Here is a 13,309-nt window from a genome sequence, read left to right on the forward strand (position 1 = left end):
CCTTCCGAAATAATCCTAGTCTCCCTCGCGTTGAGGTAGACGATTATTCGAGGAGTGCCCCAATGTCTTCTATTTTAGATTTGCCCGCCATGTCCCGCCGCTCCCTGCTGCAAGGTCTCGGCGCCACTGCCGCTCTGGTCATGCTGCACCCGTTCGCAGCCCGCGCCGCCGCCAACCAGGCGCATTTGCGGCTGATGGAAACGACGGATATTCACGTCAACGTTTTTCCCTATGACTATTACGCGGACAAGCCGAACGACACGATGGGCCTGACGCGCACCGCGACGATCATCGACAATATCCGCTCTGAGGCCACCAACTCGCTGCTGATCGACAATGGCGACGTACTGCAGGGCAACCCGATGGGCGACTACATGGCCTATCAGCATGGCATGAAGGATGGCGACGTCCATCCCGTCATCAGGGCGATGAACACGCTCGGCTACGAAGTCGGCACGCTCGGAAACCACGAATTCAACTACGGCCTTGATTTCATGTTCAAGGTGCTCGGCGGCGCAAACTTCCCCTTCGTCTGCGCCAACCTGACGCGCGGCCAGCTCGCAGCCGATCCGAAGGATGACCAGCTATTCTTCAAGCCCTACCTCATCCTTGAAAAGAAGATCAAGGACGGCGCCGGCAACGAGAACACGATCAAGATCGGCTTCATCGGCTTCGTGCCGCCGCAGATCATGCTCTGGGACATCAAGAACCTTGAAGGCAAGGCGCAGACCCGCGACATCGTCGAGGCTGCCAAGGCCTGGGTTCCGGTCATGAAGGAAGAAGGCGCCGACATCGTCATCGCCCTTTCCCACTCCGGCATCGACGGCTCCGGCCCTGCCGACAAGATGGAAAATGCCTCGCTCTACGTTGCCGCCGTCGACGGCATCGACGCGATCTTCACCGGCCACCAGCATCTGGTCTTCCCCGGTCCGAAGACCTGGGACGGCATCAAGGGCGCCGATCCGGTCAAGGGCACGCTACAGGGCAAGCCGGCCGTCATGGCAGGCTTCTGGGGTTCGCATCTCGGCCTGATCGACCTTCTGCTCGAAAAGGACGGCAAGAGCTGGAAGATCGTCGACTTCACCTCCGAAGCCCGGCCGATCTACCATCGCGACGCCAACAAGAAGATCGTCGCCGACGTCGCCGACAAGAAGGAAGTCGCCGACGCCGCCAAGACCGAGCATGAAGCGACGCTTGCCTATGTTCGCACCCCCGTCGGCAAGACCTCGGCACCGCTCTATTCCTACTTCGCGCTGGTTGCCGACGATCCGTCGGTGCAGGTCGTGTCGCAGGCGCAGACCTGGTACATCAAGGATATGCTGAAGGAAACGCAGTACAAGGATCTGCCGATCCTGTCGGCAGCGGCCCCCTTCAAGTGCGGCGGCCGCAACGGCGTCGACTATTACACCGACGTTCCGGCCGGCAACATCGCCATCAAGAACTGCGCCGACCTCTATCTCTATCCGAACACGGTCCAGGCCGTCGTCATCAACGGCGCGCAGGTCAAGAACTGGCTGGAAATGTCGGCCGCCATGTTCAACCAGATCCCGGCAGGTTCCAAGGACGCGCCGCTGCTCAACGACAGCTTCCCGTCCTTCAACTTCGACGTCATTGACGGCGTCACCTATCAGATCGACCTGTCGCAGCCGCGCCGCTTCAGCGATGACGGCAAGGTGGCCAATGCCGATTCGAACCGCATCCAGAATCTTCAGTTCGAAGGCAAGCCGATTGATCCGGCACAGAAATTCCTCGTCGTCAGCAACAACTACCGCGCTGGCGGCGGTGGCAACTTCCCGGAAATCGCAGCCGACAAGGTCGTCTATCAGGCTCCGGACACCAACCGCGACGTGATCGTTCGTTATGTCCACGACCAGGGCACGATCAACCCGACCGCCGACGGCAACTGGACCTTCAAGCCGATGCCGGGCACGACTGTTGTCTTCGAAAGCTCGCCCAAGGCCAAGGATTTCATCGCCGACGTCAAGACGGCGAAGATCGAGGACGCCGGTGAAGGCGCCGAGGGCTTCCACAAATTCCGTCTGGTGCTCTAGTAGCGCCAGCCGCGACAAAGGAAATGGGCGCCTCGGCGCCCATTTTTCATTCTGCTGGAATTTTCATTCTGCTGCGATCGCCGCCGGTCGTCTCAACTCGCCAGCCGCAAGCATGGTCTTGAAGTCGGCATGGTTCGGGCAACCGGAAAGCTTGCTTGTGAAAGCATCGATCATCCAGGCTGCGGCGGGGCCAGGCGGAGCCGACAGCCTTCTCATCGCATAAATCGGATACTCACCCTGCTCATAGGCATCGAGATCGAGCTGGACCAGCCGCCCCTTCTGCAGATCGTCATACATTACCGAAACCGGCAGGCCGCCCCAGCCGAGGCCACCGCGGATGAGATGATGCTTTGTCGCGATATCGCTGACATGCCAGGTTTTATAGGAAAGCACGTTGAAGGTGCGGCCATTGGTCAGGCCTGACGCATCGGTCACGACAAGCTGCGTTTCGTCGCGGACATCGGCAAGCGTGAGCGGTCTCTTGATCTTCGCGAGCGGATGGCCGGGCGCGGCCACCGGCATCATGAAGGAATGGCCGATACGTTCGGTGACAAGGGAATCGTCCTGGCGAAGAAGCGCGCCACCGATGCCAATCGTCGCCTTGCCGCTCAGAACCTGATTCATCACTTCGCCAAGCTCGCCGACATCAAGCCGCAGCGAAACTGACGGAAACCGATTGCGAAACTCATTCAGCACGGCGACCATGGCGTCTATCGGCACCATGACGCTTATGGCAACCGCGACTTCGGCCTCGAGCCCGTCCTTGAGCCCCTTCACGCGGGCGCGCATGACCTCGAGATCGGAAAGTATGCGGCGCGCATCCTCAAGGAGCGCCCTGCCCGCTTCCGTCAGTTTCGGCTGACGTGCGCCCGAGCGTTCGAAGAGCGGAACTTCGACCTGTGCCTCGAGATTGGCAATCGTGTAACTGATGACCGATTGGGCGCGGTTAAGCAATCGCGAGGCTGCTGAGAAGCTGCCGGTCTCGGCAACGGTCATGAAAACCTGCAATTGGTCCAGTGTTGGGTTGGGAACCATGCTCTATCCATTCCATCGATAATTTCGATCCATATTATCACAGTTTTTTCGATAGTCATGCAAGCCTATTTCTTACCTCGAAAGGCGGCCGATTCCCTGCTTCGGTCGACTAACCCATTCGAAAGGAACAGGTTTCATGTCCTCCATTCTTCTTTTGACTTCCAGCCCCCGCGCTGAATCGCTCTCCACCACTATCGCTGTGGAACTCGCCGAGAAGCTCAAGGCGCAGAACCCTGCCAACTCGCTCGTTCGCCGCGATCTCGCAGCTTCGCCGCTGCCGCATATCAACGAAGCCTTCACGACCGCGATCCGCAAGCCGGCTGACGCTCACAGCGCCGAAGAAGCTGCCGCATCGAAGGCATCCGACGCTCTGGTCGACGAGCTGCTGGCCGCTGATACGCTGGTGATCGGCACCGGCCTCATCAACTTCAACATCTATTCCTCGCTGAAGGCTTGGATCGACCACGTCGTGCGCGCCGGCCGCACCTTCTCCTACACCGAGAACGGTCCTGTTGGCCTTGCCAAGGGCAAGAAGGCTTACATCGTTCTGGCTTCCGGCGGCGTATATTCCGAAGGCAGCCCGGCTGCGGCACTGAACCATGCCGTTCCGTACCTGAAGTGGATCCTGACCTTCATCGGCATCACCGATGTTGAAACCGTCTATGTCGAAGGCCTTGCCATGGGTCCGGAAGCTGCCGAAAAGGCAATCGTTGCCGCCAAGGCTCGTACCGAAGAACTCGCTCGCGCCGCTTAAGCCCCCAGGGGACGCTGAGCTTGAAACGGTCGGCATTCGCCGGCCGTTTTTTATGCGTCTGACTTCGTTGGCACCATATCCTGCAGCACGGCGGTCACCGATTTCAGAATTTCTTCCGACAGTGCCGGATCGGTGGCGATCCGCGCAAAACCAACGGCGCCTGCCATCGCGGAAAGCGTAAGGATTGCCTTGCTGCGCGCCGCCACGCTGTCCTTGCCGCCCAGGCGGTCTGCCATCACATCGATGTTGATCTTCATGCGTTCGGTGGCAATCTCGCGCGTCTTCGCATCGCTTCGAGCGAGCTCCCCATTGAGAGCGCCGAAAGCGCATCCTTCGCCGGGATCATCGCGATGCCGGGTGCTCAAATAGGAAGCGATATAGTCCGCCGCCCCGACCTCCACCGGCGTTATTCCCTTCTCGGCCAGCCGCTTTTCCCAGCCGCGGAATGCCGCATCCATTGCCTCTGCCACCAGCTCGTCGCGGGAGGCAAAATGCTTGTAGAAGCCGCCGACGGTGAGGCCGGCCTCCTTCATCAGATCGGCAACGCCGACGCCTTCCAGCCCTTCCTCGCGCAGCCGCTTGGCGGCGATCTCGACGATGCGTTCGTGGGTGCGCTGCTTTTCGACTTGGGAATGTCCCATCACAAAACTCCGTCCAGACCTTGACAAATGTGGATTACAATCATAATCCTTATTCTGGAAAGCAATCATAATCCAGATTACCGATTTTTCCAAGAGGACACGACAATGCGCTTGAAGAACAAAGTAGCCATCATCACCGGCGGAAACAGCGGCATCGGCTTTGCCACCGCCCGCGTCTTCCTGAACGAAGGCGCCAAAGTCGCCATCACCGGCCGCAATCCGAAGACACTCGCCGAAGCGGCGGAGGCCCTGGGCGGCGGCGTGCTGACATTGCAGGTTGATGTCAACGACGCAAAGGCCATGGAAGACGCGTTTGCCAAGGCGACCGCCGAACTCGGCAAGCTTGATATCGTTTTTGCCAATGCCGGCATTCCCGGCGCGACGCCGCTTGGGCAGACCTCTGTCGAGGCCTTCGAAGCGATCGTGCGGACCAATTTCACCGCGGTGTTCTTTACGGTTCAGGCCGCTCTTCCCCACCTCAACGACAATGCATCCGTCATCCTGAACGGCTCGGTCCATGCAGTGCTCGGCATTCCCGGCTACTCGGCCTATGCCGGAACGAAGGGCGCCGTGCGCGCGATGACTCGCAACCTCGCCTCGGAACTCGCGCCGCGGGGCATCCGCGTCAATCAGGTAACGCCGGGCGGCACGCGCACGCCCATCTGGAATCCTTCCGCGCCGACGAGAGAAGAGATGGATGCGCTGGAAGCGCGGATCGGTGGCCTCAGCCCACTTGGACGCATGAGTGAAGCGGACGAGATCGCAAAGGCCACGCTCTACCTCGCCTCCGACGATTCGCTCAATGTCAGCGGCATCGAAATCACGGTCGATGGCGGCGCGACGGGCGCTCCTTCGGGCGCAAAGATTTTCCGCCAGTGAGATAGCTGCATTATCAGGATTGAAGGCCGCCCAAAAGGCGGCCTTTTCCTTCAGGCGGCGGCCACCTTGCCATTCTGCCCGACGACGCAATTGCGGCCGCACTTCTTGGCCTGATAAAGCCGGTCATCAGCCACCGCCAGCAGGCCGTTGAAACTGACTGAATCAGGCCCCAGCGTTGCGACGCCAATGCTGACGGTGATGGGTTGACCTTCGAGATTGCGCACCGTACCGGCGACCTGCCAGCGAAGATGCTCGGCGAGCAGCAGGCCTTCGGCATGATTGGTGCGCGGGCAGAGAACCACGAACTCCTCGCCGCCAAAACGGAACAGGCGATCGGTCGGGCGCAAGACAGTTGCAAACTGGCTGGCGACTGCTTTCAACACTTCGTCGCCTTCCAGATGACCGAAGCGGTCGTTGACGTCCTTGAAATTGTCCGCGTCCAGAAGAAGCACAGTCATTGTCTCTTCGCGTTCCAAGCTATCGCGCACGAGCTGAGGTCCATCCAGTTCCATGCTGTTGCGATCGAGAACGCCGGTCAGCGTGTCACGGCCGCTCCGCGACAGAAGATCCTGGTAGCGCTCGCGAAATGTAAGGTCGTTGAACACATCGCTGATCGAGCGCTGGGCTAACGTGGCCCCGTGTCGCCGCACTGCGAACTGGTAAGCGGCGAAAAGCCCCGAATAGATGCAGACGGACAGCATCTTCGCAAGCCAGCCACCCCAGAAGACAGACAAGGGTACGCCGACGAAATAGTGAAGGACCGCAAAGAATCCGACCTGGTCAAAGGTCAAGAGCGCCAAGCCGGAGAGCATGAACCGCAGCACCACCCATCGCTGGATGAAACGCCCGAGCTTCTCGTAGAGCAGGATGATGCCGAGTGAATCGATATAGAGCAGCGCCGTGCCCCAGATCATCAGCCAGCCCATTTCGTTGAGGAAGCCAAAATCGGCCCCGCGACCGCCGGTCAGGTCGACTGGAATATGGAGCTGGAGGAACCATGCAATGCCGACGGTCATCAGATTGCCGAGGAACAGACCGTAGATCGGCTGGCGCACCGTTGCTGCATCTTCCTTCAGATACAGCATCAGGATCATCATCAACTTGCCGGCAAAAAAGACAGACGAACCGGGCGACACAATGCCGAAAGGCAATGCGACGTAGAAGACCGCGGCCAGATAGGTCTCCATGAAATGCATGACGCCGAGCGCAGTCAGGAAGACGCCGAGCCCAATACGATGTCTGAAATGCAGCAGCGTGACCATGATCGCGAAATAGGCGATCGCTTCCACGACGAACAAAGCCAGATTGAGCCTTTCCATCACACTGCCCGATCCCGTCCCGGTGCTCTATCATATCGCGCCGGCATATGAATAAACGCTAGGTGCTCGTTTAGGCCCTCCCAAACTTGAACAAGCGCGGCCTCTGGTTCCTTTAGGGCGAGTGCTAGTCGACGCAATACAACCGACCCCTGAAAACCATGGGGTCATTATTTCGTTTCAGACTTAAAAGAAAATGTGTGAAAGCGACGAACCGGCGCTTATCCATAGGATTCTTGGTTGCAACGACCTAGAGTTTACGCCACCAGCGCCTGAATCCCAGAGGAAAGGCGCAATCCTCAGACCTGACGGACTTTTTCGCCGTCACCGAACAGTGCTGGACCGTGCTGATCGATGATTTGCTGGGCTTTGCGGAAGGTGGTTTCCACGGCATCGTCGACCGAACTGAAGACGTCGGCGCGGATGAAATTGCGCACCAGCGTTTCTCCATTCACCTGCTTTTCGATCCTGCCGGCAAGCCGGAACTGGCTTCCCTCGCGCTGCGGGGTCGCAAATATCATGCAGTCCGCGTAGGCCTGCGATTGAGCAGGCGCCGCCTCTGCCGGCTTGGCAGCGCTGGTTGCTCCGGCGCCGCCACCAGTGAAGATCGAAAGGATATTGGACAAGATAGAAGCCATGTTTCGCCTTTAGCATGAGCGGCCGGGGCCGCAAAGGTCAAATGATCAGGTTCGCCAGGATCTCGTTTTCGGTAATGTCTTCGAAGCCAAGACCCGCACGCTCGAAATTGTCGGTCAGGTGCACAAAGTTATCCGGATCCTTCGTCTCGATACCGATCAGGATGGAACCGAAATTGCGCGCGCTCTTCTTCAGATATTCAAAGCGAGCGATATCGTCATCGGGGCCGAGCAGATTGAGGAAATCGCGCAGAGCGCCCGGGCGCTGTGCCAGGCGCAGGATGAAATACTTCTTCAGCCCGGCATAGCGCATGGCGCGCTCCTTGACATCGGGCAAGCGCTCGAAATCGAAATTGCCGCCAGAGACCACAGCAACGATCGTCTTGCCGGCGATGCTGTCGCGGCTCATGTCGGCAATCGCGGTCAAGGACAGCGCGCCGGCCGGTTCCAGAACTACGCCTTCGACATTCAACATGTCGGTAATGGTAACGCAGATCGCATTCTCCGGGATCAGCATCACCTGCTCGGCGGAGAAGCGCTTGAGCGCTGCAAAATTCAGGTCGCCGATGCGCGCCACCGCAGCTCCATCAACGAAATTATCGACCTTCGGCAGCGTCACCACGCCGCCTGCCTCGATGCTGCGCCTAAGGCTCGGCGCGCCGGCCGGCTCGGAGAAGGCGAAGGCTTGAGGCGGAAGAATGCCATCGAAATAGCCTGTGATCCCCGCAGCCAGACCTCCACCGCCAACGGGCATGACAACGAGATCCGGCAGAACGCCCTCCGGAAGCTGTTCAATGATTTCCGCGGCAACCGTTGCCTGGCCCTCGATGATATCAGCGTGGTCGAAGGGCGGCACCATGACGCCGTCTATGCGTTCCACATGTTCGCGGGCCGCCTGGTAGCACTGGTCGAAGAAATCGCCGAAGAGCTTGATGGTGATGAACTCGCCGCCGAAAATGCGCGTCTTGTCGATCTTCTGCTGCGGTGTCGTCACCGGCATATAGACCACGCCGGGGACGCCGAAATGCCGGCACACGAAAGCGAAGCCCTGCGCATGATTGCCGGCCGACGCGCAGACGAAGGTCTTGCCCGTGCCGCCCGATGCGATAACCTTACGGAAGAAATTGAAGGCACCGCGGATTTTATAGGATCGAACCGGCGAGAGATCTTCCCGCTTCAGCCAGATATTGGCACCGTAGCGGGCAGAAAGATGCTCGTTCAATTGCAGCGGCGTGGCCGGGAAAAGGCCACGCATGGCTTCCGTGGCACTGTCGACATCCTGTCTCGTCAAGGCTTCCGTCCGTCATTATCCAATTTGGGGTCTGCTATGACATGATCGGCGCCGGCAGACAAAGGTTCTTTGCGCGAAAGAGCTGGGCACGCCGTCCGTATCGGCCTGAGCCGACGGCGTTTCGTTGCAACTGTTTTCCTACGATCGCTTGCAGTTTTCAGGGGACAACCAGCAAAAGCCCCTAAAATCCATGCATTGACAGGAACGGCCCCGCTACCTTGAATGCCTGCAGCCATCATGATGATGGTCAGGGGCTCGCCGCGATCCAGATGATCGGGATTTGGCGGGCCTCGTTGTTTTTGATCCGGTCAAATCCATAACGGACAGCACCAGCAAGCAGCGTTGCCCTTATTCCGCCATCTGTCCGGCTAGTGTCGCGGCATGATCACAACGACACCTCTGCGCATTACAGCCTGGCTGCTTCTCGTCTTTATTTTCTTCGTCACCGTTTCCCCGATCGACCTTCGGCCCGCGACACTTACGAGCGTAAACATGGACCGGGCGACGGCCTATGCCCTCGCCGGATTGCTGTTCGCAATGGCCTATCCGCGAAGCTGGAAAACGGCGGCGGTTCTGCTCATTCTGGGAGCGGTCGGCTTTGAATTGCTGCAGGAGCTGCAACCGACGCGCCATGCCCGCATCGACGATGCCCTGGTGAAGGCTGCCGGATCCGCGCTGGGCATAGCAATAGGCTACGTCTGGAACCGCGTATTGCGGCGACAATAGGCAACCCATCCCTATCCTCACGTACTACCACCCGGATATTTTGGGTAAGTCTTATTGACCTGTCATGAACCAGGGTTTTTGCTATTTCCACGTGCGAAGGAACAGCCGATGGAAAATCACAACCCCGGTCAAAATAATGATGCCGTAGACGACATTCTCTCGCGGATCGAAGACGTTGCCGACTGGCTGAAACATGAAGCGCAACTGCTGGCAACACCTCCCGAACCGGAGAAAAAGGAGGTCTCGGTCCGACGCTACAGGGTCCCCGCCAGCGTCCGACTGCATCGCCGCCCGACATATCTTCTGCGGGGAACGTAACGGACGAAATGCCTCTGCCTGGAGCGCTGCGACAGGATTAGTAAAAGGGATTGGTGCGGACGACGGGGGTCGAACCCGTACAGCCAAGGCCGAGGGATTTTAAGTCCCTTGCGTCTACCAATTTCGCCACGTCCGCGCTGCGCCTGTATAGGCAGACAAATATCGCCCGGTCAACGACAAGTCTTGCCTCTCCTAAGATCGGCGGATGCAAAGCATTTTTAACCGAGCAACTGCCCGGACTTCGAAAGTGCGAAGTCCGGGCAGTCGATTTGTGCGATGAAAATAGACTGCCGCAAAACCGATATCGCGCGGCAGGCCAGGATCAGAACTTGACTGCGATGTTCGCCTTGACGCCGTTCGTGCTCGACTTGCCGGCAATCTGGCCCGAATAGGAGACACCGAAGGTCGCCTGCTTGGAAAGATTGACGTCGACGCCAGCATCCACTGCTAGGGCATCGCGAGCAACCGGCACGCCGTCGATCGAGAAGGCATCGCCGCCGGCGAAGGCAAGCGAGGATGACGTCGTCGTATCACCAAGCGCGTGACGCCAGCCGAGAGAGCCGTGCAGGCTCGCCGGATTGCTGCCGAGCGAGACGTCGGTCGAAGCGCGTACACCGAGCGTCGTGAAGGTCAGGTTGTCGCTCGAGCTTCCGCCAGACAACGCAGCAGAACCGCCCTTTTCATGGAAGGAGTCGGTATGCAGGTTCACATAGGCGAGGTTGGCGAAGGGCTGCAGGTCGATCTGCTTGACCTTTACGTCATAGTTGACCTCGCCGAAGATCTGCGCGGTGTCGGCATCGTAGTCGGCGGTCAGACTCTGGTTGAAGTCTGTGCTGCGGACCGAGCGATGGGTGTCCATATCATGCCATGTGTAAGCCGCGCCGGTCGAGAAACCGAGCGCACCCCACTGGCCGCCACCGTAGACGCCGACATGGTAATCGTCGCTGTGGCCTGACGAAGCGCGGGCATCGACGTCGAAAGTGCTGCGGCTATAGCCGGTCAGCATGCCGATCCGCCAGTTGTCGCCGATGGCAGCATCGCCACCCACGAGGAAGCCGCCGATATTGCGATCGAGATCGGCTGCATTGCCGTTGCCGTCGGTCGATCCCCAGCTGCCGAAGGCCTGGCCCCACATGGCGAATCGATCGCCCGATTGAGCGGACTTCACGGTTCCCGGAGCCTGGACCGCGCCAAAGGCCGACTTCAAGCGGCTGGCCATTGCATCGCGGATGAAATGGCTATCCTCGAGCAGCGCCGTCTTTGCGGAGGCGTGGATTTCGCCCGACAGAGCCTCGAAGTCCTGATCGGCTTGCTGCGCATCGGTGGCATTTGCGACGAGATCATAGACGCCGTTGCCAGAGCCCAGGCTCTCAATGCCGGTGGCCGCGCGGGCCTGATTCCTGGTCGTGGCGACATCGGCAAAGGCCACATCGTTACGTGTGACGTCGAGATAGACGTTGTTCGGATCGTAGGCCAGCGCGAAATCGAGGAAGACGTGCGGGTCGTAGGTCAGCGTGTCATAGGTGCCTGTAACGCCACCGTTCGCCGTCAGGATCGTGTAGCGCGTATCCGGGCGGAACAGCGGGAACGGCTTTGCAGTCACGCCGCCGGCGATCGTTGCGGTGCCGGTGACGTCGACATAATCCGACTGACCGGCTTCGTTCGCCTCGACCAGATAGTTGGAGCCTGCGAGCTGGGTATAGGTGCCGGTGAAGTTCAGCCGACCGATCGAGTGGCCGGGCGCGATCGTGCCGGCGATCACGGCGGAGCCGAGCGTGCCGTTGCCGTTAAGGACAGAGCCCGCGCCGACGTTGAGCGTGGCGTCAAGCGTTCCGTCGACGCTGAGCGTACCACCGGCGAGCGAGACGCCGCCGGAATAGCTCTGCGAGCCGGTCAGTATCCAGTTGCCGCTCTGGACGTCGAGGAATTCGAAGTTCTGCGCGCCGGCAAATGTTCCTGATCCGTTGAGCGTGACGGTGTCTGTCCCTGCCCCGCCGTCGATGGTGCCGACGATCCGGGAGCCGGCCTGGATGTTGAGCGTATCGTTGCCGTCGCCCATGTCGATCGCAAGACCGTTGTCACCTTCGATCAGGCCGGAATTGGTGATCGTATCATTCTGGACGCCGATAAGCTTGATGCCGAAACCTGCCTGGCCGCGGATCGTGCCCATATTGGTGATCTGGGTAGCGTTCGGAGCGTTTCCGGCATTGCTGTCGTCCACCAGGATGCCGTTGGTAGCACCGCTGATGACGGCGTTGGAGGACAGGTTCTGGATCACGCCGCCGCCGGTGGCTACGCCCTCGCTGGTGTTGATCGAGCCGTCCTTTTCACCCTTTGCGCCGATGCCCTGGATCGTCCCGTAGTTCTTGATGGTCGCGAAGCCGTCGATATCGACGCCGTCACCGTCGCCGTTGACCGAATTGTCGTCGATCGCGCCTGTTATGGTGCCGTAGTTGGTGACAGTACCGTTGCCGTCGGAGCCGACGCCGGAGCCATTGCGCCCGATGATCGTGCCGCCTTCATAGTTGGTGACGGTAACGTCGGTGTCGCTGGTGATGCCGTGCCTCGAGCCCGAAATCAGCCCGCCCGAATAGTTGTTGACCGTGCCGGCGTGGGCCTGGAAGTCGACGCCATCGTTGGACGTGTCGTCATCGGGATCGTGCGCGGTGTTGTCGGGAGCGTAGGAGATGATCGTGCCGGCATTGTTGACGGTGCCGCCCTCGCCCGGACGGACCGCATCGGCATTGTTTGCCTGAATGACGCCGGTTGCGAGGTTGTTGATCGTTACATTGCTGACTGGCGAATAGACATGATCGAAGTCGATCGCCTGGCCGTCATTGCGGGAAACGATCAGGCCGGCGTTGTTGATGACGATCTGACCGCTCGATGTGTCCTGGCTGCCGTCGTCGTCGCCATCGATGCGGATTGCATCGTCATTCGACTCGATCGTCGCGCCTGCATTATTGTTAATCGTGACGGAGCCGGTATCGGCATAGTTGCCGAGATCGATACCGCGGCTTTCGGACAGGACGGAGGAGATCGTACCGTCGTTGACGATCGAAACCGTGCCGCCGTCGACATGGATTGCGTCGTCGGCATCGGCCGAGATCAAGCCGCCCAAGAGATTGTGGACCGAGATCATCGCATCCGATGAAGCGACGTCGCCAAAATCGAGCGCCTGACCGCCATGGGAAACAATCGTACCGGCATTGGTGACATTCACCGTCAGGCCCGGCATATCGCCGTTGATCTGAAACGCGTCGTCATCCGCCTCGATTGTCGCGCCACTATTGTTGGTCACGGAAATCGTGCCTCCGTGCGCGCTATGCGAGCGGATGGCACGGTCGTCCTGCGAGCGGATTGTTCCCGAATTGACGATAGAGACATTCGACGTCGCGGAATCGTTCCAGGTGATCGCAGGATCGCCGGTCGCTGTGTCGAGAGCGCCACCGGTGTTAACGGTCAGCGTATCCTGGTCCTGCAGGGTCTGCGACGCAGGGTTCGTTACACCCGAGCCAATAATGACATCGCCCGCCAGTGCTTGAATTGGCGCAACCGAAGAAAGAAGAAACAGGATCAAAGTACCGCGAACGCGCGCGAAATGGCTCCCAGACATGGTCAAAATTCCCTTAAGCAATTTTAAGTAGGGCCGACCTATATCCA

General features: G+C 59.5%; 11 protein-coding genes and 1 tRNA gene. 5 read left to right on the forward strand and 7 right to left on the reverse strand.

Translation table 11 applies throughout. The annotated features are described in order from the left end of the window. The first annotated feature begins 62 nt into the window (after window positions 1-62). Window positions 63-2,051 carry a bifunctional 2',3'-cyclic-nucleotide 2'-phosphodiesterase/3'-nucleotidase gene (locus DTW90_RS30510; protein ID WP_149343298.1) on the forward strand — a complete coding sequence of 663 codons (1,989 nt, stop codon included), beginning with the start codon at window positions 63-65 and terminating at the stop codon, window positions 2,049-2,051. 63 nt (window positions 2,052-2,114) lie between these two features. Here the strand turns inward: DTW90_RS30510 and DTW90_RS30515 are convergent, their stop codons facing one another. Next, entirely contained in the window at window positions 2,115-3,086 is a 972-nt protein-coding gene (locus tag DTW90_RS30515) for a LysR family transcriptional regulator (RefSeq protein ID WP_149343300.1), read from the reverse strand. A gap of 136 nt (window positions 3,087-3,222) precedes the next feature. Between DTW90_RS30515 and DTW90_RS30520 the strand changes: the two genes are divergently transcribed. Then, complete coding sequence (locus tag DTW90_RS30520) at window positions 3,223-3,840, forward strand: FMN-dependent NADH-azoreductase (RefSeq protein ID WP_149343302.1); 618 nt, start codon at window positions 3,223-3,225, stop codon at window positions 3,838-3,840. A 50-nt stretch (window positions 3,841-3,890) separates the two neighbouring features. Here the strand turns inward: DTW90_RS30520 and DTW90_RS30525 are convergent, their stop codons facing one another. Then, a complete protein-coding gene (locus tag DTW90_RS30525) occupies window positions 3,891-4,481 on the reverse strand; it encodes a TetR/AcrR family transcriptional regulator (protein WP_149343304.1) in 591 nt (196 codons plus the stop codon). Between the two features lie 105 nt (window positions 4,482-4,586). On the opposite strand from DTW90_RS30525, the gene DTW90_RS30530 reads away from it, so the two are divergent. After that, window positions 4,587-5,360, forward strand: a complete 774-nt coding sequence (locus DTW90_RS30530) for an SDR family oxidoreductase (protein WP_149343306.1) — start codon at window positions 4,587-4,589, stop codon at window positions 5,358-5,360. 50 nt (window positions 5,361-5,410) lie between these two features. On the opposite strand, the gene DTW90_RS30535 is transcribed toward DTW90_RS30530, so the two are convergent. The 3 genes from DTW90_RS30535 to ilvA all read right to left on the reverse strand — a co-directional run bounded on the left by DTW90_RS30535 (window position 5,411) and on the right by ilvA (window position 8,602). Continuing rightward, the gene (locus DTW90_RS30535) at window positions 5,411-6,682 is read right to left on the reverse strand and encodes a GGDEF domain-containing protein (protein WP_188080106.1); all 1,272 of its coding nucleotides are present in this window, start codon (window positions 6,680-6,682) and stop codon (window positions 5,411-5,413) included. A gap of 293 nt (window positions 6,683-6,975) precedes the next feature. Next, window positions 6,976-7,314: an HlyU family transcriptional regulator gene (locus tag DTW90_RS30540; protein ID WP_132516564.1), complete on the reverse strand. Its 339-nt coding sequence runs from the start codon at window positions 7,312-7,314 to the stop codon at window positions 6,976-6,978. 37 nt (window positions 7,315-7,351) lie between these two features. After that, window positions 7,352-8,602: a threonine ammonia-lyase gene (gene ilvA, locus DTW90_RS30545; RefSeq protein WP_132516566.1), complete on the reverse strand. Its 1,251-nt coding sequence runs from the start codon at window positions 8,600-8,602 to the stop codon at window positions 7,352-7,354. A gap of 381 nt (window positions 8,603-8,983) precedes the next feature. Between ilvA and DTW90_RS30550 the strand changes: the two genes are divergently transcribed. Next, window positions 8,984-9,328, forward strand: a complete 345-nt coding sequence (locus tag DTW90_RS30550) for a VanZ family protein (protein ID WP_149343307.1) — start codon at window positions 8,984-8,986, stop codon at window positions 9,326-9,328. Window positions 9,329-9,436: 108 nt separating this feature from the next. After that, a complete protein-coding gene (locus tag DTW90_RS30555; RefSeq protein WP_132516570.1) occupies window positions 9,437-9,646 on the forward strand; it encodes a hypothetical protein in 210 nt (69 codons plus the stop codon). A gap of 51 nt (window positions 9,647-9,697) precedes the next feature. Here the strand turns inward: DTW90_RS30555 and DTW90_RS30560 are convergent. Both DTW90_RS30560 and DTW90_RS30565 read right to left on the reverse strand, forming a co-directional pair. Then, window positions 9,698-9,782, reverse strand: a tRNA-Leu gene (locus DTW90_RS30560). Between the two features lie 186 nt (window positions 9,783-9,968). Next, complete coding sequence (locus DTW90_RS30565) at window positions 9,969-13,262, reverse strand: autotransporter domain-containing protein (RefSeq protein WP_149343309.1); 3,294 nt, start codon at window positions 13,260-13,262, stop codon at window positions 9,969-9,971. Window positions 13,263-13,309: the final 47 nt, after the last annotated feature.

This window comes from Neorhizobium sp. P12A (genome assembly GCF_008365395.1).
Taxonomy (GTDB): Bacteria; Pseudomonadota; Alphaproteobacteria; order Rhizobiales; family Rhizobiaceae; genus Rhizobium.

What these genes read in the sequence shown, in the direction of transcription:
- DTW90_RS30515 (WP_149343300.1), bottom strand. Translation starts at nt 3,086, where the DNA reads ATGGTTCCCAACCCAACACTGGACCAATTGCAGGTTTTCATGACCGTT.
- DTW90_RS30510 (WP_149343298.1), top strand. Translation starts at nt 63, where the DNA reads ATGTCTTCTATTTTAGATTTGCCCGCCATGTCCCGCCGCTCCCTGCTG.
- DTW90_RS30540 (WP_132516564.1), bottom strand. Translation starts at nt 7,314, where the DNA reads ATGGCTTCTATCTTGTCCAATATCCTTTCGATCTTCACTGGTGGCGGC.
- DTW90_RS30525 (WP_149343304.1), bottom strand. Translation starts at nt 4,481, where the DNA reads ATGGGACATTCCCAAGTCGAAAAGCAGCGCACCCACGAACGCATCGTC.
- DTW90_RS30550 (WP_149343307.1), top strand. Translation starts at nt 8,984, where the DNA reads ATGATCACAACGACACCTCTGCGCATTACAGCCTGGCTGCTTCTCGTC.
- DTW90_RS30520 (WP_149343302.1), top strand. Translation starts at nt 3,223, where the DNA reads ATGTCCTCCATTCTTCTTTTGACTTCCAGCCCCCGCGCTGAATCGCTC.
- DTW90_RS30555 (WP_132516570.1), top strand. Translation starts at nt 9,437, where the DNA reads ATGGAAAATCACAACCCCGGTCAAAATAATGATGCCGTAGACGACATT.
- DTW90_RS30565 (WP_149343309.1), bottom strand. Translation starts at nt 13,262, where the DNA reads ATGTCTGGGAGCCATTTCGCGCGCGTTCGCGGTACTTTGATCCTGTTT.
- DTW90_RS30530 (WP_149343306.1), top strand. Translation starts at nt 4,587, where the DNA reads ATGCGCTTGAAGAACAAAGTAGCCATCATCACCGGCGGAAACAGCGGC.